This window comes from Enterobacter sp. KBR-315C3_2022 (assembly GCF_041399425.1).
Lineage (GTDB): Bacteria > Pseudomonadota > Gammaproteobacteria > Enterobacterales > Enterobacteriaceae > Enterobacter.
This window is the reverse complement of record NZ_JBGKEB010000005.1, coordinates 92,606-115,828: the sequence shown is the minus strand read 5'-3', so window position 1 is coordinate 115,828 and position 23,223 is coordinate 92,606. Positions and strand designations below refer to the sequence as shown.

General features: G+C 57.1%; 26 protein-coding genes. 17 read left to right on the top strand and 9 right to left on the bottom strand.

The annotated features are described in order from the left end of the window. Window position 1: 1 nt before the first annotated feature. From ulaB to AB8804_RS07520, 5 genes are read left to right on the top strand one after another with little or no spacing between them, the layout of a single operon-like run. Window positions 2-307 (top strand): PTS ascorbate transporter subunit IIB, encoded by a 306-nt coding sequence (gene ulaB / locus AB8804_RS07540; RefSeq protein ID WP_108476136.1) that lies wholly within the window; start codon window positions 2-4, stop codon window positions 305-307. A 9-nt stretch (window positions 308-316) separates the two neighbouring features. Then, window positions 317-784, top strand: a complete 468-nt coding sequence (gene ulaC, locus AB8804_RS07535; RefSeq protein WP_112012015.1) for a PTS ascorbate transporter subunit IIA — start codon at window positions 317-319, stop codon at window positions 782-784. Window positions 785-797: 13 nt separating this feature from the next. After that, entirely contained in the window at window positions 798-1,448 is a 651-nt protein-coding gene (gene ulaD / locus AB8804_RS07530; RefSeq protein WP_023334265.1) for a 3-keto-L-gulonate-6-phosphate decarboxylase UlaD, read from the top strand. A 9-nt stretch (window positions 1,449-1,457) separates the two neighbouring features. After that, window positions 1,458-2,324: an L-ribulose-5-phosphate 3-epimerase gene (locus AB8804_RS07525; RefSeq protein ID WP_371184788.1), complete on the top strand. Its 867-nt coding sequence runs from the start codon at window positions 1,458-1,460 to the stop codon at window positions 2,322-2,324. Then, a complete protein-coding gene (locus AB8804_RS07520) occupies window positions 2,311-2,997 on the top strand; it encodes an L-ribulose-5-phosphate 4-epimerase (protein ID WP_371184786.1) in 687 nt (228 codons plus the stop codon). Before AB8804_RS07525 ends, AB8804_RS07520 begins: the two co-directional genes overlap by 14 nt. Before the next feature lie 139 nt (window positions 2,998-3,136). Here AB8804_RS07520 and yjfY read toward each other — a convergent pair whose 3' ends face one another. Next, complete coding sequence (gene yjfY / locus AB8804_RS07515; protein ID WP_371184785.1) at window positions 3,137-3,412, bottom strand: DUF1471 family protein YjfY; 276 nt, start codon at window positions 3,410-3,412, stop codon at window positions 3,137-3,139. A gap of 341 nt (window positions 3,413-3,753) precedes the next feature. On the opposite strand from yjfY, the gene rpsF reads away from it, so the two are divergent. The 5 genes from rpsF (at window position 3,754) to AB8804_RS07490 (ending at window position 6,271) form a co-directional block, all read left to right on the top strand. Next, complete coding sequence (rpsF, locus tag AB8804_RS07510) at window positions 3,754-4,149, top strand: 30S ribosomal protein S6 (protein WP_014068637.1); 396 nt, start codon at window positions 3,754-3,756, stop codon at window positions 4,147-4,149. 6 nt (window positions 4,150-4,155) lie between these two features. Next, entirely contained in the window at window positions 4,156-4,470 is a 315-nt protein-coding gene (gene priB, locus AB8804_RS07505) for a primosomal replication protein N (protein WP_014068638.1), read from the top strand. A gap of 4 nt (window positions 4,471-4,474) precedes the next feature. Then, window positions 4,475-4,702, top strand: coding sequence for a 30S ribosomal protein S18 (rpsR, locus tag AB8804_RS07500; protein ID WP_000135199.1), 228 nt, complete (start codon window positions 4,475-4,477; stop codon window positions 4,700-4,702). Between the two features lie 41 nt (window positions 4,703-4,743). Further along, a complete protein-coding gene (gene rplI, locus AB8804_RS07495) occupies window positions 4,744-5,193 on the top strand; it encodes a 50S ribosomal protein L9 (RefSeq protein WP_112012019.1) in 450 nt (149 codons plus the stop codon). Between the two features lie 148 nt (window positions 5,194-5,341). Continuing rightward, the gene (locus AB8804_RS07490; RefSeq protein WP_371184781.1) at window positions 5,342-6,271 is read left to right on the top strand and encodes a DMT family transporter; all 930 of its coding nucleotides are present in this window, start codon (window positions 5,342-5,344) and stop codon (window positions 6,269-6,271) included. A 37-nt stretch (window positions 6,272-6,308) separates the two neighbouring features. Here AB8804_RS07490 and AB8804_RS07485 read toward each other — a convergent pair whose 3' ends face one another. After that, complete coding sequence (locus AB8804_RS07485) at window positions 6,309-6,944, bottom strand: OapA family protein (RefSeq protein WP_371184779.1); 636 nt, start codon at window positions 6,942-6,944, stop codon at window positions 6,309-6,311. A 233-nt stretch (window positions 6,945-7,177) separates the two neighbouring features. On the opposite strand from AB8804_RS07485, the gene fklB reads away from it, so the two are divergent. Further along, a complete protein-coding gene (fklB, locus tag AB8804_RS07480) occupies window positions 7,178-7,798 on the top strand; it encodes an FKBP-type peptidyl-prolyl cis-trans isomerase (protein WP_371184777.1) in 621 nt (206 codons plus the stop codon). 307 nt (window positions 7,799-8,105) lie between these two features. Next, window positions 8,106-9,515 (top strand): D-serine/D-alanine/glycine transporter, encoded by a 1,410-nt coding sequence (gene cycA / locus AB8804_RS07475; RefSeq protein ID WP_371184775.1) that lies wholly within the window; start codon window positions 8,106-8,108, stop codon window positions 9,513-9,515. Between the two features lie 95 nt (window positions 9,516-9,610). On the opposite strand, the gene ytfE is transcribed toward cycA, so the two are convergent. Beyond that, window positions 9,611-10,273, bottom strand: a complete 663-nt coding sequence (gene ytfE, locus AB8804_RS07470) for an iron-sulfur cluster repair protein YtfE (protein ID WP_371184773.1) — start codon at window positions 10,271-10,273, stop codon at window positions 9,611-9,613. A 246-nt stretch (window positions 10,274-10,519) separates the two neighbouring features. Between ytfE and AB8804_RS07465 the strand changes: the two genes are divergently transcribed. Next, window positions 10,520-12,169 carry a methyl-accepting chemotaxis protein gene (locus AB8804_RS07465; RefSeq protein ID WP_371184770.1) on the top strand — a complete coding sequence of 550 codons (1,650 nt, stop codon included), beginning with the start codon at window positions 10,520-10,522 and terminating at the stop codon, window positions 12,167-12,169. Window positions 12,170-12,310: 141 nt separating this feature from the next. Here AB8804_RS07465 and AB8804_RS07460 read toward each other — a convergent pair whose 3' ends face one another. From AB8804_RS07460 to AB8804_RS07450, 3 genes are all read right to left on the bottom strand, one after another. Further along, window positions 12,311-13,276, bottom strand: a complete 966-nt coding sequence (locus AB8804_RS07460; RefSeq protein ID WP_371184768.1) for a DMT family transporter — start codon at window positions 13,274-13,276, stop codon at window positions 12,311-12,313. A gap of 75 nt (window positions 13,277-13,351) precedes the next feature. Further along, window positions 13,352-14,176, bottom strand: a complete 825-nt coding sequence (locus AB8804_RS07455; RefSeq protein WP_371184766.1) for an AraC family ligand binding domain-containing protein — start codon at window positions 14,174-14,176, stop codon at window positions 13,352-13,354. 81 nt (window positions 14,177-14,257) lie between these two features. Next, a complete protein-coding gene (locus AB8804_RS07450; RefSeq protein ID WP_371184764.1) occupies window positions 14,258-15,106 on the bottom strand; it encodes an SDR family oxidoreductase in 849 nt (282 codons plus the stop codon). Window positions 15,107-15,190: 84 nt separating this feature from the next. Here AB8804_RS07450 and AB8804_RS07445 point away from each other — a divergent pair, with 84 nt between their 5' ends. Further along, complete coding sequence (locus AB8804_RS07445; protein WP_371184762.1) at window positions 15,191-15,577, top strand: winged helix-turn-helix transcriptional regulator; 387 nt, start codon at window positions 15,191-15,193, stop codon at window positions 15,575-15,577. A gap of 83 nt (window positions 15,578-15,660) precedes the next feature. On the opposite strand, the gene AB8804_RS07440 is transcribed toward AB8804_RS07445, so the two are convergent. Then, on the bottom strand, window positions 15,661-17,604 hold the full coding sequence (locus AB8804_RS07440) for a bifunctional 2',3'-cyclic-nucleotide 2'-phosphodiesterase/3'-nucleotidase (protein WP_371184760.1): 1,944 nt from the start codon (window positions 17,602-17,604) through the stop codon (window positions 15,661-15,663). A gap of 190 nt (window positions 17,605-17,794) precedes the next feature. Here AB8804_RS07440 and cysQ point away from each other — a divergent pair, with 190 nt between their 5' ends. Continuing rightward, on the top strand, window positions 17,795-18,535 hold the full coding sequence (gene cysQ, locus AB8804_RS07435; RefSeq protein WP_371184758.1) for a 3'(2'),5'-bisphosphate nucleotidase CysQ: 741 nt from the start codon (window positions 17,795-17,797) through the stop codon (window positions 18,533-18,535). Here cysQ and AB8804_RS07430 read toward each other — a convergent pair. After that, window positions 18,529-19,086 carry a YtfJ family protein gene (locus AB8804_RS07430; RefSeq protein WP_371184756.1) on the bottom strand — a complete coding sequence of 186 codons (558 nt, stop codon included), beginning with the start codon at window positions 19,084-19,086 and terminating at the stop codon, window positions 18,529-18,531. The two genes, cysQ and AB8804_RS07430, sit on opposite strands and share 7 nt — an antisense overlap. 323 nt (window positions 19,087-19,409) lie before the next feature. On the opposite strand from AB8804_RS07430, the gene AB8804_RS07425 reads away from it, so the two are divergent. Then, complete coding sequence (locus AB8804_RS07425) at window positions 19,410-19,616, top strand: DUF1107 domain-containing protein (protein ID WP_003856054.1); 207 nt, start codon at window positions 19,410-19,412, stop codon at window positions 19,614-19,616. A 74-nt stretch (window positions 19,617-19,690) separates the two neighbouring features. On the opposite strand, the gene AB8804_RS07420 is transcribed toward AB8804_RS07425, so the two are convergent. Then, window positions 19,691-21,028: a hemolysin family protein gene (locus tag AB8804_RS07420; protein WP_371184753.1), complete on the bottom strand. Its 1,338-nt coding sequence runs from the start codon at window positions 21,026-21,028 to the stop codon at window positions 19,691-19,693. 887 nt (window positions 21,029-21,915) lie between these two features. On the opposite strand from AB8804_RS07420, the gene AB8804_RS07415 reads away from it, so the two are divergent. Next, window positions 21,916-23,142, top strand: coding sequence for a TolC family outer membrane protein (locus AB8804_RS07415; RefSeq protein WP_371184750.1), 1,227 nt, complete (start codon window positions 21,916-21,918; stop codon window positions 23,140-23,142). Window positions 23,143-23,223 lie beyond the last annotated feature (81 nt).

Here is a 23,223-nt window from a genome sequence, read left to right as displayed (position 1 = left end):
TATGACCGTACGTATCCTGGCCGTGTGTGGCAATGGGCAAGGTAGCTCCATGATCATGAAGATGAAAGTGGATCAGTTTTTAACGCAGTCAAACATCGACCACACGGTAAACAGCTGCGCGGTGGGTGAATACAAAAGTGAACTGAACGGCGCGGATATCATCATCGCCTCTACCCACATCGCCGGTGAGATTTCCGTAACAGGCAACAAATACGTGGTGGGCGTGCGCAACATGCTGTCGCCTGCGGATTTCGGCCCAAAACTGCTGGAAGTGATCAAAGAGCATTTCCCGCAGGACGTGAAGTAAGGACGCCACATGAAATTACGTGATTCGCTGGCACAGAATAACTCAATTCTTTTGCAGGCAGAGGCCAGCACCTGGCAGGAAGCGGTCAAGCTGAGCGTCGATCTTCTGGTCAAGGCCGACGTTGTTGAGCCGCGCTATTACCAGGCCATTCTTGATGGCGTTGCGCAGCACGGTCCCTATTTTGTGATTGCGCCAGGCCTGGCGATGCCGCATGGCCGCCCGGAAGAGGGCGTCAAAAAAACCGGCTTTGCGCTGGTGACGCTGAAAACGCCTCTGGTGTTTAACCATGAGGATAACGACCCGGTCGATATTCTCATCACCATGGCGGCCGTTGATGCCAATACCCATCAGGAAGTCGGCATTATGCAGATCGTGAATCTGTTTGATGACGAAGCCAACTTTGACCGTTTACGCGCCTGCCGCACCGAGCAGGAAGTCCTGGATTTAATCGATCACGCCACTGCGGCGGCTGTTTAAGAAGGAATTGAAAATGTCATTACCAATGTTGCAGGTCGCGCTGGATAACCAGACTCTGTCTCACGCTTACGAAACCACCCGCCTGATTGCGGAAGAAGTCGACATCATCGAAGTCGGCACCATTCTGTGCGTGGGCGAAGGCGTTCGCGCCGTACGCGACCTGAAGGCGCTTTATCCGCACAAAATCGTGCTGGCGGATGCCAAAATCGCGGACGCGGGCAAAATTCTCTCCCGCATGTGTTTTGAAGCCAACGCCGACTGGGTCACCGTCATCTGCTGCGCGGATATCAACACCGCCAAAGGCGCGCTGGACGTGGCAAAAGAGTTCAACGGCGACGTGCAGATTGAGCTGACCGGCTTCTGGACCTGGGAGCAGGCGCAGGAGTGGCGCGATGCGGGCATCCAGCAGGTGGTTTACCACCGCAGCCGCGACGCGCAGGCCGCAGGCGTGGCGTGGGGCGAAGCGGACATCAGCGCGATTAAGCGTCTGGCGGATATGGGCTTTAAGGTCACCGTCACCGGCGGTCTGGCGCTCGAAGATCTGCCGCTGTTCCAGGGCATTCCTATTCACGTCTTTATCGCTGGTCGTAGCATTCGCGACGCCGCGTCTCCGGTGGAAGCGGCGCGTCAGTTTAAACGCTCTATCGCTCAGCTTTGGGGTTAAGGAGCGGCTATGTTGTCAAAACAGGTCCCGCTAGGCATCTATGAAAAGGCACTCCCCGCGGGGGAGTGCTGGCTGGAGCGGTTGCAGCTGGCGAAACAGCTGGGTTTCGATTTTGTCGAAATGTCGGTAGATGAAACCGATGAGCGCCTGTCTCGCCTCGACTGGAGCCGGGAGCAGCGCCTGGCGCTGGTGAGCGCGGTGGCGGAAACCGGCGTGCGCATACCGTCCATGTGCCTCAGCGCCCACCGTCGCTTCCCGCTGGGAAGTGAAGATGATGCCGTGCGCGCTCAGGGGCTGGAGATCATGCGCAAAGCCATTCGCTTCGCGCAGGACGTGGGCATTCGCGTGATCCAGCTTGCGGGTTACGACGTTTACTATCAGGAAGCGAATGACGAAACGCGCCGCCGCTTCCGTGACGGCCTGAAAGAGAGCGTCGATATGGCAAGCCGGGCGCAGGTGACGCTGGCGATGGAAATCATGGACTACCCGCTCATGAACTCTATCAGCAAGGCGCTGGGCTATGCGCACTACCTGAACAACCCGTGGTTCCAGCTTTATCCCGACATCGGCAACCTGTCGGCATGGGATAACGACGTTCAGATGGAGCTACAGGCAGGCATCGGACATATTGTGGCGGTTCACGTCAAAGATACCCGTCCGGGCGTGTTCAAAAACGTTCCGTTCGGCACCGGGGTGGTGGATTTCGAACGGTGCTTCCAGACGCTTAAACAGACAGGCTATTGCGGGCCATATCTGATTGAGATGTGGAGCGAAACGTCGGACGACCCGGCAGCGGAAGTGGCGAAGGCGCGCGATTGGGTGCGCGAGCGCATGGCGCGGGCTGGATTGCTGGAGGCAGAACATGCAGACGCTTAAGCAGCAGGTTTTTGAAGCCAATATGGATCTACCGCGCTATGGCCTGGTGACCTTCACCTGGGGCAACGTCAGCGCCATCGATCGCGCTCAGGGGCTGGTCGTGATTAAGCCGAGCGGCGTTGCCTACGACACCATGACCGTGGACGATATGGTCGTCGTGGATCTGGAAGGGAAGGTTGTCGACGGCAAGTGGCGTCCTTCTTCCGATACGGCCACGCATCTGGCGCTGTATCGGCGTTATCCCTCTCTGGGCGGGGTGGTGCATACGCACTCCACGCACGCCACCGCCTGGGCACAGGCCGGGCTGGCGGTTCCGGCGCTGGGGACGACGCACGCGGACTACTTCTTTGGCGACATCCCCTGCACGCGCGCATTAACGCAGGCCGAAGTGGAGGGCGAATACGAGCTCAACACCGGCAAGGTCATCATTGAAACGCTGGGTGAGCGCGAGCCGCTGCATACGCCGGGAATTGTGGTGTATCAGCACGGTCCGTTCGCCTGGGGGAAAGATGCGCACGATGCGGTGCATAACGCGGTCGTGCTGGAAGAGGTGGCGCGAATGGCGTGGATCGCTCGCGGCATTAACCCCCAGCTCCAGAGCATCGATGATTACCTGATGAACAAGCATTTCATGCGTAAGCATGGTCCGAACGCTTACTACGGGCAGAAGTGAAAAAAGTGCTCTGGAATACCAAAAAAGTTGTAACCGGTAGGTATTTCAGGGCCATTCATGTAAAAAAAAGCCCCCGGGCAGGGGGCGAATTTCACTATGGCTCTCTTTCTTCGTTGGCTTTCCTGGTGCTAGCGTAAAATTATTGGTAGATATCTGCACTGGCGTGCATATTGCCGTTGCTGCCGGGTTCACGCATTAAGATGACGTGATAATAGGTTGCGCCCCGGGCATCGGTTTCTTGATTAAGCGCTTGATCTGCCTCGCTTTCAGTGGCGAAATTATGATTAATGTAGATTACGCCTAAGCTTTGCACATCATCCATGTTCCTGGCCTGACGGCCGTCTATCTTGATGGCTGCCATCGCGTTTGCGCTGAGCAAAAGTGCAGCCATAACGGCAATTGCGATTTTTTTCATGATATACGCTCCACGACTGCGTGCTGTGTGACGGTGATTGCTCTCCTTTTGTATCGGATGGGCTTTGGTTAAAGTGTAACCGCTTCTCTGGCCGGGAATGCTGACCATTTCTGATGCTGTTGTTCAAAAAAACAACGCTTCCTGATGTGATTAATTTTAAATCACCCACTTAGACCCGCTTTGCGCTTAGTGCGAATTATTTGTGCAATCAGCTTGAGTTTCCCGGGGCGCGCAAGTATTATGACGCGTCAATTTTTCGGCCGACCTTTAACACGTTCCTTGCCTCCCCGGGCCTCGGCTGACCCAGACAGGAGGCTGAATAATCCGTAAGGAGCAATTCGATGCGTCATTACGAAATCGTTTTTATGGTCCATCCTGACCAGAGCGAACAGGTTCCGGGCATGATCGAGCGCTACTCTGCTGCCATCACTGGTGCAGAAGGTACGATCCACCGTCTGGAAGACTGGGGCCGCCGTCAGCTGGCTTACCCGATCAACAAACTGCACAAAGCACACTACGTTCTGATGAACGTTGAAGCGCCGCAGGAAGTGATCGATGAGCTGGAAACTACCTTCCGCTTCAACGATGCCGTTATCCGCAGCATGGTTATGCGTACCAAAAACGCAGTGACCGAAGCATCTCCGATGGTTAAAGCGAAAGACGAGCGCCGTGAGCGTCGCGATGATTTCGCAAACGAAACCGCAGATGATTCTGATGCTGGGGATTCTGAAGAGTAATTTCTGATGACCAACCGTCTGGTGTTGTCCGGTACCGTGTGCAGGACCCCCCTTCGAAAGGTCAGCCCATCAGGAATTCCGCATTGCCAGTTCGTGCTTGAGCATCGTTCTGTGCAAGAGGAAGCCGGGTTTCACCGGCAGGCGTGGTGCCAAATGCCCGTTATTATTAGCGGACACGAAAACCAGGCCATTACTCACAGTATAACGGTCGGTAGCGCAGTAATCGTTCAGGGGTTCATTTCTTGCCACAAGGCAAAGAACGGCCTGAGCAAAATGGTTCTGCATGCCGAGCAGATTGATTTGATAGATTCTGGAGACTAGCCATATGGCACGTTATTTCCGTCGTCGCAAGTTCTGCCGTTTCACCGCGGAAGGCGTTCAAGAGATCGACTATAAAGATATCGCAACGCTGAAAAACTACATCACCGAAAGCGGTAAGATTGTCCCAAGCCGTATCACCGGTACTCGTGCAAAATACCAGCGTCAGCTGGCTCGCGCTATCAAACGCGCTCGCTACCTGTCCCTGCTGCCGTACACTGATCGTCATCAGTAATCGGGCACGGTCCATTAATACGACTTTAAGAGGATAAGGTAATGCAAGTTATTCTGCTTGATAAAGTAGCAAACCTGGGCAGCCTGGGTGATCAGGTTAACGTTAAAGCGGGTTACGCACGTAACTTCCTGGTTCCACAGGGTAAAGCTGTTCCAGCTACTAAGAAAAACGTAGAGTTTTTCGAAGCACGTCGTGCTGAACTGGAAGCCAAACTGGCTGACGTTCTGGCGGCTGCTAACGCTCGCGCTGAAGCAATCAACGCACTGGGCACCGTTACTATCGCGTCTAAATCAGGCGACGAAGGTAAACTGTTCGGTTCCATCGGTACCCGCGATATCGCTGATGCAGTTTCTGCAGCAGGCGTTAAAGTGGCTAAGAGCGAAGTTCGCATGCCGAACGGCGTTCTGCGTACCACTGGTGAGCACGAAGTTGACTTCCAGGTTCACAGCGAAGTTTTCGCTAAACTGGTTGTTAACGTTGTAGCTGAGTAATTTTTTACTCTGCTCGCGTCGAAGCGCCGGCCTTGTGCCGGCGTTTTGCTTTTCCGCGTATCGAAATCCTTTTCTTCTTGTATGGTAGCTATTCCTGAGACAATCTTTGATAATAAAGTGAAACGTCATTTTATCTTTGAGATTTGCCATGGACACCGCACTGCCCGCGCCCTTCTTTGCCCGTCGAAATGTGGCCTTTGCCTGCGCCACCCTCTGTTGCCTGCTTTGGGGCAGCTCGTATCCCGCCATCAAAAGCGGCTATGCGCTGTTTGAAATCGCGACCGATGACATTCCCTCTAAAGTGGTCTTTGCCGGTTACCGCTTTCTTTTTGCTGGTATCTTGCTGCTGCTCTTTGCGCTGGCGCAGCGAAAGCCCATCGGCAGGTTAACGCCCTCGCAGTTTGGCCAGCTCACGATCCTGGGGCTAACGCAAACGTCTATCCAGTACACCTTCTTTTATATCGGGCTGGCCTACACGACCGGGGTCAACGGCTCAATCATGAACGCGACCGGCACCTTCTTCAGCGTGCTTCTGGCGCACTTCATCTACCACAACGACAGGCTCAGCTATAACAAAGTGCTCGGCTGCGTGCTGGGGTTTGCCGGCGTGATGCTGGTCAATTTCCACAGCGGGCTGAGCGAGTTTCGGTTCGTCTGGAATGGCGATGGGTTTATCGTGCTGGCTGCGTTTATTCTCTCTGCCGCCACGCTCTATGGAAAACGCATATCGCAGACCGTCGACCCAACGGTGATGACCGGCTGGCAGCTGGCGATAGGCGGGGCCGCGCTGGTGGCGGGTGGATATGCCACGGGCGGCACGCTGGTTGTGCATAGCGCGGCTGCCGTAGCCGTTCTGGGGTATCTGACGCTGCTCTCCTCCGTGGCGTTTGCCCTGTGGAGCGCGCTGCTCAAAGTGAACCGCGTCAGTATGATCGCGCCGTTTAACTTCGTGATACCCGTGGCGGGAACGGTGCTCTCCGCTATCTTCCTCGGCGAAAATATTCTGGATATCAAGTACGCCGTCGCGCTGGTGCTGGTTTGCTCGGGGATTTGGTGGGTGAACAGGCGAAACGGATAACGGCCGGGCGGCGGTTTCGCCTACCCGGCTTAGGGCATTATCGTACCCGGATAAAACTGCCGTCGTTCTGACGGGTAAAGAGCACCTGCTGCCCATTTCCCGCGTCAATGGTGAGCCCGGTGACCACGCCGCTGGCGTTCTGACGGATCTGCACCATCTGGCCGTTTTGCAAATTGCTGAGCGGTTTTCCTGCCCCCTCAACCTGCGCCATGGCGTAAACGTCAGTGGGGGGAAGGTTATGATCGCGGAACAGCTGGGCGAGGGTTTTGCCCGGCTCTACGCGATAGGAACGCCACTGCTGTTCAATGCCAGTAGCCTGCGGTTCAGCTGTAGCAGCGGCCTGCTCCTGAGGCTGCTCTTCCTGAACAGGCTCGGGCTCCACCGGGGCAACCTGACCGGGATCGTTAGAGGGCGTCACCAGCTGCGTCTGCATCGGCTGCGCGTCACTCTGCGGCTGCGATTGCGACTGGATATTCAGCTCCGCGTTGCGGGTCACCGGTGCCGTCTCGACGTCATCGCCGCCGGAAGGAAGCAGGAAGCCGAGGATCACCAGCAGCGCGCCAATGATAATCCCTCTGCGGTGCAATGGAGGCAGCGGGTCCATGATGCGAAAATTGTCCGGCGCATGCCAGATTTTCGCCAGGGTAGGTTTCAGTTCAAATCGCCCGGGCATGGCTCTCCTCCTGCTCCGCGTCTTTTTTATCCTGTGTTCCGAAGTATAGTTGGCTAACTGCCTGAACGGCGTAGCAAACCCGACATCCGTGACATCAGTTCGGGATTAATCCTGGTCATCCCTATTGTTTCCGTTTCGCCGCAATTTGTCACCCTAACTTAAGACAAAGTTTTACCCATAAAGGCATGGCTGCTATGCTGCCCGCTACTTTAAATGTGATGGAAGGAAAACCCATGACCACCCCGACTTTTGACACTATCGAAGCGCAGGCAAGCTACGGTATCGGCTTGCAGGTAGGCCAGCAGCTGAGCGAATCCGGCCTGGAAGGTCTGCTACCAGAAGCGCTGGTGGCGGGTATTGCGGACGCGCTGGAAGGCAACCATCCGGCCGTTCCGGTTGACGTTGTACACCGCGCGCTGCGCGAAATCCACGAACGTGCTGACGCGGTACGTCGCGCGCGCTTCGAAGAGATGGCGGCCGACGGCGTGAAGTATCTGGAAGAGAACCGCGAGCGTGAAGGCGTGAGCAGCACCGAATCCGGCCTGCAGTTCCGCGTGATCAACCAGGGCGATGGCGCAATCCCGGCGCGTACCGACCACGTTCGCGTACACTACACCGGTAAGCTGATCGACGGCACCGTGTTCGACAGCTCAGTACAGCGCGGCGAACCGGCTGAGTTCCCGGTCAACGGCGTGATCGCAGGCTGGATCGAAGCCCTGACCCTGATGCCGGTAGGCTCTAAATGGGAGCTGACTATCCCTCACAACCTGGCCTACGGCGAGCGCGGCGCGGGCGCGTCCATCCCGCCGTTTAGCACCCTGGTGTTTGAAGTCGAGCTGCTGGAAATCCTGTAATCGACATACGATTTTCCTCTCCCCGCGCGGGAGGGGAAAATAGCGAGAAAACCTATACTTACGCCGGAATCAACATTTTATCTTGCAAATGTACACGTTGCGTGTATTTTTGTGAGCTGTTTCGCGTTGTATGAGTGATATGACACTCACTTTAAACATAAAATTAACATTATATTCAAATCATAGTATTCATCCCGCCGATTCTTACCTACTATCGATGAGTCCTTAACCGGGACCGTCACCTCTTGACGCAATTAAAGGCCAGAAGAGCCTTAACAACACAGACAGGCACAAACAGGAAAATCACATGGTAGATCAGGTCAAAGTCGCCGCCGCAGAAGAGGCGGAGTCTGAACAGTCGCTACGGCGAAATCTCACAAACCGTCACATTCAGCTTATCGCCATCGGCGGTGCCATTGGCACCGGGCTGTTTATGGGATCGGGCAAAACCATCAGCCTTGCCGGACCGTCGATCATTTTCGTGTATATGATCATCGGCTTTATGCTCTTTTTCGTGATGCGGGCAATGGGCGAACTGCTGCTCTCGAATCTCGAATACAAATCCTTCAGCGACTTCGCGTCCGATCTGCTTGGCCCGTGGGCGGGCTATTTTACGGGCTGGACCTACTGGTTCTGCTGGGTGGTCACCGGGATGGCGGACGTCGTTGCGATTACGGCCTATGCGCAGTTCTGGTTCCCCGGCCTGTCGGACTGGGTCGCCTCGCTGGCGGTCATCATCCTGCTGCTGGGTCTTAACCTCGCGACCGTAAAAATGTTCGGCGAGATGGAGTTCTGGTTCGCGATGATCAAAATCGTGGCCATCGTTGGGCTGATCGTCGTCGGTCTGGTGATGGTGCTGACGCACTTCCAGTCGCCAACGGGCGTTCAGGCCTCGTTTACCCATCTGTGGAACGACGGCGGCTGGTTCCCGAAAGGCATTAGCGGCTTCTTTGCCGGGTTCCAGATTGCGGTGTTTGCGTTTGTCGGCATTGAGCTGGTGGGCACCACGGCTGCGGAAACCAAAGATCCGGAGAAATCCCTGCCGCGCGCCATCAACTCGATTCCGATTCGCATCATCATGTTCTACGTTTTCGCGCTGATCGTGATTATGTCCGTGACGCCGTGGAGCTCGGTCGTGCCGACCAAGAGCCCGTTCGTTGAGCTGTTCGTGCTGGTTGGGCTGCCTGCTGCGGCGAGCCTGATTAACTTCGTGGTGCTGACCTCTGCCGCTTCCTCCGCGAACAGCGGCGTGTTCTCCACCAGCCGCATGCTGTTCGGCCTGGCGCAGGAAGGCGTTGCCCCGCGCGCGTTCGCGAAGCTGTCCAAGCGTGCCGTACCGGCGAAAGGGCTGACCTTCTCCTGCATCTGCCTGCTGGGCGGCGTGGTGATGCTCTACGTGAACCCGAGCGTGATCGGCGCGTTCACCATGATCACCACGGTCTCGGCGATCCTGTTCATGTTCGTCTGGACCATCATCCTGTGCTCATACCTCGTGTACCGCAAAAAGCGTCCACAGCTGCATGAAAAATCGATCTACAAAATGCCGCTGGGCAAGCTGATGTGCTGGGTGTGCATGGCGTTCTTCGTTTTCGTGCTGGTGCTGCTGACGCTGGAAGAGGATACCCGTCAGGCGCTGATCGTCACCCCGCTGTGGTTCATCGCGCTGGGGCTGGGCTGGCTGTTTATCGGTAAGAAACGAATGGCAGGCATGAGGTAAAAGCAAAACGGCAACTTCGGTTGCCGTTTTTAGTTTTGCACCCTCTCCCCGTGGGAGAGGGCCGGGGTGAGGGCACCAGACCGCAGCGGCCTTTTTTATTCCCCCGCTAATGCCCGCGGGAACAGCACGTTATTCTCAAGGCTGATGTGTTCCATCAGGTCGTCGATCGTTTCGTTAATGCCGTTGTACATCGCTTTCCACGTGGTGCACGCTTCCGGCGGCGGCGTCACGTTGTTGGTGGTGTGCTTGATCACTTCCAGCAGCTCGCCCGCGTCATCATGTTCGCTCTCCATCACGCTGATAGGCCCCATCGCCTGGCTGCCCATGCCCTGCTTAATCATCGGGAACAGGATCTGCTCCTCTTTCATCATGTGGCTGGAAAGCTCCTCGTGCAGCATGGTCAGGTATTTCGCCAGGCCGCGCGGAACGGAAGGTTTATCGGCGTGAACGCGCTCCACTTTGGTTGCCTGCATTATCAGCTCCGGCAGCTGCTCGCGGTGGCGGTCGTGGTAACGCACGATAATGTGGTCGATGATTTCCGCAAGCGGCGCGGCGCGCCAGTCCTTCTCAATCGGCTGTTCGGCCAGCTTTGCCAGCTCGGCTTCAATAGCCTCAACGTCCAGCTCCTTGCGCGAGGCGGCGCGGGCCAGCGTCTGCTTACCGCCGCAGCAGTAGTCCATGTCGTATTTACGGAACAGCGCGGAAGCGCGGGGGATGGAGAGCGCCAGCTCGCCCAGGGGTTGGTCGCGGAAGGCCATAGCAGTTACCTCGTCATCAATAATATAAGATGCATATTAAATGCATCTTTAAGCCGAGGCTATAACCCTTTAGAGGCAAGGGTAAAAATGTTATGCCGATCACAAAAAATCTTATTCATTAACCTGCTGAATGAACGCGGGAAATTCCTTTCGAAAGTTTTTAAAGGCGCAGAGACGGTAAATAACCCGCTTCGCCTGCCGATAGATACAGGTCTGACAATATATCCTGCACATACAAGGCCAAGCATGTTTAAACGTATAAAAGTGATAACTCTCCTGATCTCGGTGCTGCTCGTCCTCGGCGTCATGCAGCTGATCTCCGCTGGCATTTTTATTAATGCGCTCAATAACGATAAGCACAATTTCACGGTGTCCCAGCTTTCAAGCCAGAACGTGGCTGAATTTACCGACGCGTGGATCAGCCTCAACCAGGCGCGCGTGACCCTGAACCGCGGCATGCTGCGCCTGCAAAGCAGCATGGCGAACCAAATTAACGGCGGGCAACTGAACGAGCTGGTCACCACCGCGAAAAACCTGCTGGCCGACGCGCAGGCGCACTACGATAAATACTACGCGCTGCCGGAAACTCCGGGCCTGGACGAGAACCTCGCGGACCGCCTGGAGGCGGAATACCGCAACTACTCCTCAACGCTGGCACAAATGAACACCCTGCTGGCGCAGGGCAACCTGGAAGATATGTTCAAGCAAAACGCTGAGCAAAAGCAGGTGGCGATGCAGCGCGTCTACGGTGAATGGCGCGAGGCGCAGGCGAAGCTCTCCAACGCCGGCATCAAGGATAACGAGAGCGACTACAAACGCATTCTGTGGATCCTTTCCGCCGTCATGATTCTGGTGATTGCCGTCATTATCTCCAGCTGGATCGCGATGCGCCGCGTGCTGCTGCTGCCGCTGCAGGACGTTATCAGCCATATTCGCGCCATTGCCGCAGGGGATTTAACCCGTCCGATTCAGGCAGAGGGTAAAAATGAGATGGCCATCCTTGCGCGCAACGTGCAGGAGATGCAGACGTCGCTGGCGAACACGGTCGGCGTGGTGCGCGAAGGCGCGGATACCATCTACACCGGCGCGGGTGAAATCTCAGCGGGCAGCAACGATCTCTCTTCCCGCACCGAGCAGCAGGCGGCGTCTCTGGAAGAGACGGCGGCCAGCATGGAGCAGCTGACCGCCACCGTGAAGCAGAACGCCGACAACGCCCGTCAGGCATCGCGTCTGGCGCTTGATGCGTCATCTACGGCGAAGAAGGGCGGCAGCGTGGTTGAAGGCGTGGTGCGCACGATGGACGAGATCGCCACCAGCTCCAGCAAAATTGCGCAGATCACCAACGTGATCGACGGCATTGCCTTCCAGACCAACATCCTTGCGCTGAACGCGGCGGTGGAAGCGGCGCGCGCGGGCGAGCAGGGGCGCGGCTTTGCGGTCGTGGCGGGCGAAGTGCGCACGCTGGCCCAGCGCAGCGCGCAGGCGGCGAAAGAGATCAAGGCGCTGATCGATGATTCCGGCGAGCGCGTCAGCGCGGGGTCCCAGCTGGTGAACGAAGCCGGGTCGACCATGGCGGAAATCGTGAATGCGGTCACCCGCGTCACCGACATCATGGGCGAAATTGCGTCGGCCTCCGACGAGCAGAGCCGCGGTATCGATCAGGTGGGTCAGGCGGTTGCCGAGATGGATCGCGTGACGCAGCAGAACGCCTCGCTGGTGGAAGAATCTGCCGCCGCGGCGGCCGCGCTGGAAGATCAGGCGGCGCGCCTGAACGAGGCGGTGGCGGTGTTTAAAATTACCCGCAGTCAGGCGGTAAAAGCCGCGCCAGTGAAAACCTATGCGCCAAAAGCGCAGCCGGTAGCGGCGGCGTCTGAAGCGAACTGGGAAACGTTTTAACAACATGCCGGGTGGCGCTGACGCTTACCCGGCCTACAAACGTGGCTCGTCTGCCGGGTGGCGGCTGCGCCTTACCCGGCCTACATAAACGACAACACCGCGCCCTGTAGGCCCTGCAAGCGAAGCGCCGCTAGGCAATACTCACACCTCCGAAGCCGGAACCACCGTTGGTTTTTCCGGCTTTGCCCGCACCGCAATCACCACGCCCACCACCAGCAGCGCGATCCCGCAGGCCGTCAGCAGCGGCGGCACGCTCTGGCGCATCAGGAAGGTATACAGCAGCCCGGCCAGCGTTTCGAAGACGATCAGCGGCCCGAGGATCACCGTCGGCAGCTTCTGGCTGGCGATGTTCCAGCACAGCGCGCCGACCCAGGAGCACAGCACGGCGATGACGATCATCAGCCCGACGAAGACCCACGGGCGCGGCCCCAGCGGCAGGGCAAACTCGGGCTGCTGGCTCCCCAGCCACAGGCAGGCTCCCGCGTAGCCCACCAGCGAGACGGGAAGCGTGACCAGCGCCTGCGCCGTGGCCCACATCATCGGATGCTTGTCCGGATTCTCGCGCAGCCAGCGGGCGTTGCGCAGGGCATACCACGCCCAGCACACCACGGAGACGCAGGCCAGCAGAATGCCCGAACCGTAGCGCCACGGGCTAAAATCGGCCAGGCCGTGATTCAGCTCGGCAATATTCACGCACGCCAGCCCAACGGCGATGCACACCAGCGCTGGCACCATCTTTATCCACGCCAGCTTGCCGTCCCGCTGGCTGTACAGCAAATTGGCGAAGACGGGGATCACCACCGGCAGCGTGCCGATAATCATGGTCGATACCGGCGCGCCCGTGCGCTGAATCGCGCTCGCCAGGCAGAAGTAGTAGATGAGGTTGCCCATCATGGTCAGCGCCAGCGCGGTGAACCAGTCCTTGCGGCTCAGCTGGCGCAGCCGCGCGCGGCCAAGCCAGGCCAGAGGAAGGGCAATCAGGCCCAGTGCCAGATAGCGCCCCATGGACTGCAATACCGCCGGATAGTCCGGCACGATCAGAGGGCCGACAAATATCAGCCCCCACATCAGACCTGCAAGCAGGGCATACAACACGCCGCTAATCATCTTTCTGTCCCAATCACTTAACCCGGCATGGAGTGTAGGCAGGAAAAACGCGTCCGTATTGTATGAGGTTGCGCATTAGCGCTGAACGACCTGCTTCTGGTAGCGCACGGGCGTAATGCCGTAGCGGCGGGTGAACGCGCGGGTCAGATGCGACTGATCCGTCAGCCCGGCCGCGGCGGCGACGTCGGCGGCGGGCATGCCGTGGGTGAGAAACGCCTTGGCGCGCCACAGGCGGATGGCCATCAGCATCTGGTGCGGCGTCACGTGGAAATGGGCCTTGAACTGGCGCTGGAAATGGTACGGGCTAAGCGACACCACGTTCGCCAGCTCGTCCAGCGTCAGCGAACGCATATAGTTATCGTGCAGGTATTCCCGCACGCGCTCGAAGCGATGCGCCCCTTCCCGAACGACGGGCGCGTGGCGGGCCAGCGGCTGAAACGTCTCGATCAGATCCAGCAGCAGCCCCTTCTGCGCAAGCGAATCGTCCGCATGCCACAGGCCGTAAATCAGTCGGCCAATCTGCACCGAGCGCAGGGGATCGTACCGCGTGACGTCGCTAAACCACCAGTGGCGAAGGCCGGTCACCTCTTCCAGCAGGTCGGGTTCGATGTAAACCATGCGGTAGCGCCAGCCGTCGTCGGTGGCCGACTCCCCGGTGTGGATCTCATCCGGGTTCATGGTGACAACGGATTTTTCCGGCGCGAGGTGCTGCGTGCCGCGATAGCGAAAGCGCTCGGCACCGGTTTCAATCGTGCCGATGCCGAACGCTTCGTGGGTGTGAGGCTCAAAGGCATAGCCGGAGATATGTGCGTGATACAGTTCGATGCCCGGCACCTGCGCCAGGTGGCGAAAGCGCGCGCTGTCTCTCTCATCAATGAACTGGTCCGGTACGCCTTGCACGGTGAGCCTCCTTATGGGTCATCGCTTCATTATCAGAGATGACCCGAGGGGATGCCACAAAAAATAACCAGTTTGTAACATTTACAGGATGGCGTTAATGCTTTCCGAAAGCGGCGTCGTCGGGCGGCCGATCAGCGCGCTCAGGGTGCGGCTGTCGTCGAACAGGCCGCCTTTGGATGCGCCGGTGTCGGAATCCGCCAGCATATCCGCCAGCCCGGCAGGCAGGCCGACGCCCTTCAGCGCGGCGGCAAAATCGGCCTCGCTCAGGTTCTGGTACGCCACCGGCTTGCCGCTCTGCTTGCTGAGCTCAGCGGCCAGCTCGCTCAGCGTCCACGCGTTATCGCCCGCAAGCTCATAGACCTTGCCCGCATGGCCATCTTCGGAGATCACCTTCGCGGCCGCCGCGGCGTAGTCCGCACGGGTCGCGGAGGCAATCTTGCCTTCGCCTGCGGCACCGATAAACACGCCGTGTTCCAGGGCCGGCGGCGCGCTCGCCAGGTAGTTTTCGGTATACCAGCCGTTGCGCAGCAGCGCATAAGGGATGCCCGATTCCGCCAGCGCTTTCTCGGTTTCGACGTGTTCAACGTGCAGGCCGAGCGGGGATGTATCCGCGTGCAGCAGGCTGGTGTAGGCAATAAACGTCACGCCAGCCGCCCTGGCCGCGTTAATCACGTTCTGATGCTGCGCAGCACGCTGGCCCACTTCGCTGGAGGAGATCAGCAGCAGCTTATCCACGCCGCTCAGCGCGTGAGTTAATGCGGCCTGGTCGGCGTAGTCCGCCTGACGAACGATAATCCCTTGCTGGCTCAGCGCCTCGGCCTTTGCCGGGTTACGGACAATCGCCACAATCTGGCCTGCCGGAACGGTTTTCAGCAGTTCTTCAATAACGTGTTGGCCCAGCTGGCCGGTAGCGCCGGTAATCGCGATCATGGTAAATCTCCTTCGTGTTTGTCTGGTGTTGTGGCACACTATCACCATAGCTAACTTTTAGTAAGTACGTACAAAAAGGTAAGTATGAAAACAACGATCCCAACGCTCAGCGAACAAATGCGCGACGGCAACCTGTTTGCCGAGCAGTGCCCCTCGCGCGAGGTGCTCAAGCACGTCACCAGCCGCTGGGGCGTGCTTATCCTGGTGGCGCTGCGCGAAGGCACGCACCGCTTCAGCGATTTGCGCCGCAAGATGGGCGGCGTAAGCGAAAAGATGCTGGCCCAGTCTTTACAGGCGCTGGAGCAGGACGGGTTTGTCGATCGCGTGTCGTATCCGGTCGTGCCGCCGCACGTGGAATATAGCCTGACGCCGCTGGGCGCTGAGGTGAGCGAGAAGGTGGCCGCGCTGGCCGACTGGATTGAGGTGAATACGCCAAAGGTGCTGGCGAATCGGGACGATCGCGCGGCGTGACATGCCGGGTGGCGGCTTCGCCTTACCCGGCCTACACGATCGCGTAGGTCGGGTAAGCGAAGCGCCACCCGACACAATCATCGCTACCTGCTCAAATCCACCTGATAAATCGCGAACCCAATATCATCCGTCGCCACCTTCGTCATCGGATACTGCGCCTTGTCTTTGATAAACGCGGCGGCCTTATCGGACGGAGAGGTCTCGAAACGGATATCCAGCTTCGTGTCGCCGTGGATCGGCGCGAGACGCCAGTTGTTATCCACGGCCGGATGAATTTCACCCGCCTTTTTCGACTCCGCGCTAATCCACGCCGCCAGCACCGAGCGGTTTTCGTCCGGTGAGGCAAACGCGATGTGGCCGTCGCCCGTTCCGGCAAACTTGCCGCCGTAGGCGCGGTAGTTATTGGTGACGACCAGGAACGTGGCGTTCGGATCGATCGGCTTATCGTTAAAGGTCAGGTTTTTGATGCGCTCCGCCTGCGGATTTATAGCCTGGCACTCGCCGTCGTACTTCGCGGGCTGCGTCACGTCAATCTGATACTTCACGCCGTCGATCACGTCGAAGTTGTAGGTGCGGAACCCGTCCCAGTTGATCAGCGACTGCGGTTTACTGCTCTTCGGATCGATCTGGTTAAACTGTCCGGCGGAGCACTCGAGCCACTCCTTCACCTCTTTACCCGTCGCTTTTACCACTACCAGCGTGTTCGGATAGAGGTAAAGATCCGCGGCGTTGCGGAAGGTGAGCTGGCCTTTTTCAACCTCAACGTAGCTGGCCGGATCGTTCTTGCGCCCGCCCACCTTGAACGGCGCGGCGGCAGAAAGCACCGGCAGTTTCGCCAGATCCGGATCGCCCTGAATAAAGTGCTCGGCGTAGGCCTTCTGCGCCATGTTGACCACCTGCACGGTCGGGTCATCCTGGACAAGCGCGAGGAAGCTGTACATGTTGTCGGCGGATTTGCCGATCGGCTTGCTGACGAACGCGCGCGTGGCGTCGTGGTCGTGCTTCAGCACCTCGGCCAGCTTTTTATCTTCAGCCGCCAGCGATTTTTTCGCCGCCGCGTCGTAGATCGGCCGCGCTTCGGCTTTAGACTGGGTGACCTTCCAGCTGCCGCTGTCGTTGTTCAACACCAAATCCACCACGCCAAGATGATCGCCCCACATGCCCGGCATCACGGACGGCACGCCGTTCAGCGTCCCCTTTTCGATATCCGCGCCCTTAATGCTGGCGAAATCCTTGCCCGGGAACACCGCGTGGGCGTGGCCAAAGAGGATCGCATCCACGCCCGGCACCTCGCTGAGGTAATACACCGAGTTTTCCGCCATCGCCTGGTAAGGGTCGGCCGACAGGCCAGAGTGAGCGACAACGACAACCAGATCGGCGCCTTTTTCGCGCATTTCCGGCACGTATTTGCGCGCGGTTTCGGTGATGTCGTTAACGGTCACTTTGCCGTCAAGATTCGCCTTATCCCACGTCATGATCTGCGGCGGTACGAAGCCGATATAGCCGATTTTCAGCGTCTGTTTTATACCGTCCTTATCCGCGACCTCGGTCTCTTTAATCAGGTACGGGGAAAAAAGCGGCTTTTGGGTCTTAACGTCGATGATATTGGCGTTAACGTACGGGAATTTTGCACCGTCCAGCGCGTCGTGCAGGTACTTCAGGCCGTAGTTAAACTCGTGGTTGCCGAGGTTGCCCACGGTATAGTCCAGGGTATTCATCGCCTTGTAGACGGGATGAATTTCGCCCTTTTTCAGCCCCTTCGCCGCCATATAGTCGCCGAGCGGGCTGCCCTGAATTAAATCCCCGTTGTCGACCAGCACGCTGTTTTTGACCTCATCGCGCGCGGCGTTAATCAAACTTGCGGTGCGTACCAGTCCGAATTTTTCAGTAGGGGTATCTTTGTAGTAATCGAAGTCCATCATGTTGCTGTGCAGATCGGTCGTTTCCAGTATGCGGAGATCGACCGTCGCCGCCTGAACGCTGGCCGCAACCAGCGTTGCCAGGAGCGTTGCGCTAAACTTAATCATCTGAGGAGTCCTTTTTCCGATCCAGGCCACAAAAGAATATGTATCTACATTGAGTTACTTACAGAACTGTGAATCCTGCCAGAAAAAGGGGCGAGTAAACCGGAATTGCTTCACAGATAGCGGAATTGTTCACAATACGATATAAATAAAACAACGAGTTATACCCACTGCGTTAACCAAGAGGTGGAGAATGCTAGATAAAATTTGTCAGCTCGCACGGGATGCGGGTGATGCCATTATGCAGGTGTACGACGGCGCGAAGCCGATGGACGTGGTCAGCAAGGCGGACGATTCGCCGGTGACGGCGGCGGATATCGCGGCGCACGGCGTGATCCTGAAAGGCCTCCAGGCGCTCACGCCGGATATCCCCGTGCTTTCTGAAGAAGCGCCGCAGGGCTGGGACGAGCGCCAGCACTGGCAGCGCTACTGGCTGGTCGACCCGCTGGACGGCACCAAAGAGTTCATCAAGCGCAACGGCGAGTTCACCGTCAATATCGCCCTGATTGAAAAGGGCAAGGCGGTGCTCGGCGTGGTCTACGCCCCGGTGATGAAGGTGATGTACAGCGCGGCGGACGGCAAAGCCTGGAAGGAAGAGTGCGGCGTGCGCAAGCAGATTCAGGTGCGCGACGCGCGTCCGCCGCTGGTGGTAATCAGCCGCTCGCACAGCGACAGCGAGCTGGAGGAATATCTGCAGCAGCTTGGCGAACACCAGACGACCTCGATCGGTTCCTCGCTCAAGTTCTGCCTGGTGGCGGAAGGGCAGGCGCAGCTCTATCCGCGCTTTGGGCCCACCAACGTCTGGGATACGGCGGCAGGCCACGCGGTGGCTGCGGCAGCCGGTGCGCACGTCCATGACTGGCAGGGCAAGCCGCTGGACTACACCCCGCGCGAGTCATTCCTCAACCCCGGCTTCCGCGTGTCTCTTTACTGAGCCAGCAGCTTGTGCAGCAGGGCAACCACCTGCTGCACCTCATCCTGCGTCAGCGCGCCGTCTTTGACCCACTGCACGCGACCCTCTTTATCGAGCACAATAATCGCAGAGCTCTCCTCTTCCAGCTGCCAGGCCTTGCGCGTCACGCCGTTGCTGTCGACGATAAACTGCGACCACGGGTAGAGCTTTTTATTGCTCTCAAGGCTTGAGCGAACGAACATCCCGGAGCCCGGAATGGCGTCGTCGGTATTCACAATCGTGGTGGTCTGGTAGCGGTCATGGGGGAATTTTCCGCTTTTAATCGCCTCCACCAGCGTGGCATTTTTCTCTTTTGCAGATGTACGGCCGGCAATATGTTGTACAACTCTCACTTTCCCCGCGAGCTGCGCGCTATTCCACGGTTTGTAGCTAAACTTATCGTTGTCGAGAATCAATTCTCCCCGGTCTGCAATACCGACAGGGGGCACGCGTTGTCCTTTTTCAATATTGTGCGCGCAAGCCCACAGGGGCAGCAGCAGGAGCGCGGCTGCCAGGATGTTACGTAGGGTCATGGTGTTTCCTTATTGTTAGCAGGTGATCCGACCACTTGGTCATACGCTTTTAATCATAAGTGCGATCAATGTGGTTTTCCCGCAATCCCGATGCCAGTTTGCGGGTTGACGCACATATCCATGAAAAAACGACGACTTATACTGACCGAAATGGCGGTTTGCAAAGATTATTCTGAATAATTGTAATCAAACGGTAAATAAACTTATGCATACTGGGTATCAATGGTTTTCTGGTCTATAGTCATGGTGCATTAAATTTGCGCTCAGGACAGTCGGCCCGATTGTGGCGCCGCAAGAGCGTATGATTCGCAGGAGATACAAGAATGAAAATTTTCCAACGCTACAACCCGCTTCAGGTGGCGAAGTACGTGAAGATCCTGTTCCGAGGACGGTTGTACATCAAGGATGTTGGCGCTTTTGAGTTCGATAAGGGCAAAATTCTTATCCCAAAAGTGAAGGACAAACAGCACCTGTCTGTGATGTCCGAAGTCAACCGCCAGGTTATGCGTCTGCAGACTGAGATGGCTTAACCAACGTGCTATGCAGTAAGTAGTAAAAAAAACGGCTCCCGATGGGAGCCGTTGATGTTTGTGGCGCACGCAGCTTATGCCGACGCCTTCTCTTCCGCGTCAGGCAGTCGTGGCACCAGCACCGTCGGTTTGTTGTCGATGCGCGTCACCAGCAGCTGGTCGATGCGGTAGTTATCAATATCCACCACCTCGAACTTGTAGCCGGAGAACTTCACCGAGTCGGTGCGTTTCGGGATTTTACGCAGCATGAACATCATAAAGCCGCCGATGGTCTCGTAATTGCCGGACTGCGGGAACTCGTCAATATCCAGCACGCGCATCACGTCCTCAATCGGCGTACCGCCGTCGATCAGCCACGAATTTTCGTCACGCTGCACAATCTGCTCTTCCAGCCCCTGGCCGACCAGGTCGCCCATCAGCGTGGTCATCACGTCGTTCAGGGTGATAATGCCCACCACCAGCGCGTACTCATTCATGATCACCGCGAAGTCTTCCCCGGCGGTTTTGAAGCTTTCCAGCGCTTCCGAGAGCGTCAGGGTGTCCGGCACAATCAGCGTATTGCGGATCTGCACGCCGCTGTTCAGCGCCAGGCTCTGGTTCGCCAGCACGCGGTTCAGCAGGTCCTTTGAATCCACGTAGCCAATGATGTGGTCGATATCTTCATTACAGACCAGGAACTTAGAGTGCGGATGCTCGGCCACCTTCTGCTTCAGGCTTTGCTCGTCCTCGTGGAGATCGAACCAAATCACGTTTTCGCGTCCGGTCATGGACGACGGCACGGTGCGGGACTCCAGCTCAAACACGTTCTCAATCAGCTCGTGCTCCTGCTTGCGCAGCACGCCCGCCAGGGCGCCCGCTTCGAACACCGCATAAATGTCATCGGAGGTAATGTCGTCCTTACGCACCATCGGGATCTTAAACAGGCGGAAAATGCTGTTAGCCAGGCCGTTGAAGAACCACACCAGCGGGCGGAACAGGAACAGGCAGAAGCGCATCGGGTTGATGATGCGCAAAGCCACGGCTTCTGGCGCAATCATACCGATGCGTTTCGGGGTCAGGTCAGCGAAGAGGATGAACAGGCCGGTTACCAGCGAGAAGGAGAGGATAAAGCTCAGCTGCTCGGAGAGTTCAGGGGAAAAGTAGCGTGAGAACAGCCCGTGAAACACCGGCGAAAACGCCGCATCGCCGACGATACCGCCGAGGATGGCGACAGCGTTCAGGCCAATCTGCACCACGGTGAAGAACATGCCGGGATTTTCCTGCATCTTCAGGATGCGGGAGGCATTGACGTTGCCTTCATCGGCAAGCAGCTTGAGTTTGATTTTACGAGAGGCGGCCAGCGAGATCTCCGATATCGAGAAAAATGCGCTGACGGCAATAAGGCAAAGTATTACTAAAATACTGTTTAACATAGTTTATCTGACTTCTGTCAGATCCTCGGAAGGGAAGTTGATCTTAGTTGTGTGAAGACACATTGAACACCGGCTCGTAGCGTTGAGCCGATTATTTCAGCGGTAGTATAGCGTAAAGACGTGTAAATCTGCCAGAGGTCACGTTTTCGACGATACGCCCGCTCTGCCCGGCTGCGGCCCGACGATCGCTGCGCGCCGAAAAACGGCTGTTCTGACCGTTCGTAGGGGCATTTCACATCGGAGACTGCCGTAAATTAACATTCAAGAGATTAATCTTAATGAGGATCGTTTTAAATGTTAATTCGCTGACATCATCTTAACCTATGGTATTTACCAGCGTTATAAGCCTCTTTTGCGGGTTAATATCCTGATAATGTAAATAATCAGGGCATTCTCGATATTTTTATCGGAGTTAACCGAGACGGGCATGATAAATGCCGCTCGACGGCGTGAAATTGACACTTCTTTGAAAATCTTTGTGTTATATAACCTGTGAAACTAACGCAAAAATGTACATTTCGCATATTACAATAATCCCTTAAATAACAATGCGCTTAACATCACACAAAAAAGGCGCCATTTCTTCCGTTTGTCTAGAAACCACAGGAATTGTCTTATTGTTAACACCTCGTTAACAATGTGGGTATAGTTCTCACCGGTACGTTTTGTTATGCTCAGACAAATCTTAAGTTTTAATAATCCAATTCCTTATTTGAATTGGAGGAATGCCTACATTCAAAAATTCTGGCATTTCGAACTCTGGCCCAGCGAAATAAGGAGGGTAACCATTGCGGTTGTTATTATTACAGATGGCTACAGCCTGTATTTTATTTGCGGGAGTAAACTCAAAGGCCATTTCCAGTAATGGATTACCCGGTGCGGCAACGGTGCAAAAGACCTCGCTGAAGGAGAGCATTTTATTTGCTTTCGATCGCGACCCCTCTATTAACCAACAGGCCGCGCAGCTGGGTATTGGCCAGGCGCGCATCGACGAGGCGCGCAGCGGCTGGATGCCGCAAATCGCCCTGACGGGCAGCACGGGCCATAGCCAGACAACCGACTCCAGCGGCTCGCTAAAAAACTCTGCGGCCTATGGCTTAAGCCTGACCCAGCTGGTGTACGACTTTGGTAAAACCAACAGCGCCATCGACCAGGCTTCCGCCCAGCGCGACAGCTACCGCTATCAGCTGATGGGGACGTTGTCCGACGTCGCCGAGAAAACGGCGCTGAGCTATGTCGAAGTGCTGCGCTACACCGCGCTGACCCAGGCGGCGCAGGAAAACATCGTTGCGCTGCAGAACGTACAGCGTCTGGCGACGCTTCGCTCCCAGGCCGGGCTGAGCTCAACCTCCGACGAGCTGCAGACCGAAACGCGCGTTGCGGGCATGCGGGCAACGGTTGAGCAGTATAAAGCCGCGCTGAACAGCGCCCGCGCGCGCCTGAGCGTGCTGACGGGCATAAACGCCATGACGCTTTCCCCGCTGCCCGCCTCGCTGGAAGTGGAGGACGGCTCGCTGGACAGAATTGATTATTCGCTGATCCCGACGGTGCTGGCCGCGCAAACCATGGAGACGGCGGCGGAGCACGGCGTTTCACAGGCCCGCGCCCAGCACTGGCCAACCGTCAGCCTTCAGGGCGGCAGGACGCGCTATGAATCCACCAACCGCGCCTACTGGGACGACCAGATCCAGCTCAACGTGAACGCGCCGATTTATCAGGGCGGAGCCGTTTCATCCCGCGTTCAGCAGGCCCAGGGCGCGCGCGCGATGGCCGCCTCGCAGGTCGATCAGGCCCGTTTCGACGTGCTGCAGAAAGCGTCCGTCGCCCAGGCCGACTGGGCCGGCGCGCGCGGGCGCATGCAGGCCGGCATACAGCAGCTGAACAATGCCCTGCGCACCCGCGACGTCTATAAAAATGAATACACGCTGAGCAAAAGAAGCATCAACGATTTACTCAGCGTCGAGCAGGACGTTTGGCAGTCAACGCTGTCGAAAATATCAGCAGAATATGACGGCTGGAGCGCGGCAATTACCTATGCTTCCGCCATCGATAATTTAATGCCGATTGCCGGGATTGAAAAAAACGCTGAAGCAAAACTACCTGATTTGAGTTAACTAAAAGCGCGGATTATTCCGCAGAAAATAAAACCGTAACGTATGGGATTATTTCCCAGGGACGACTACATCCGTCGGGCG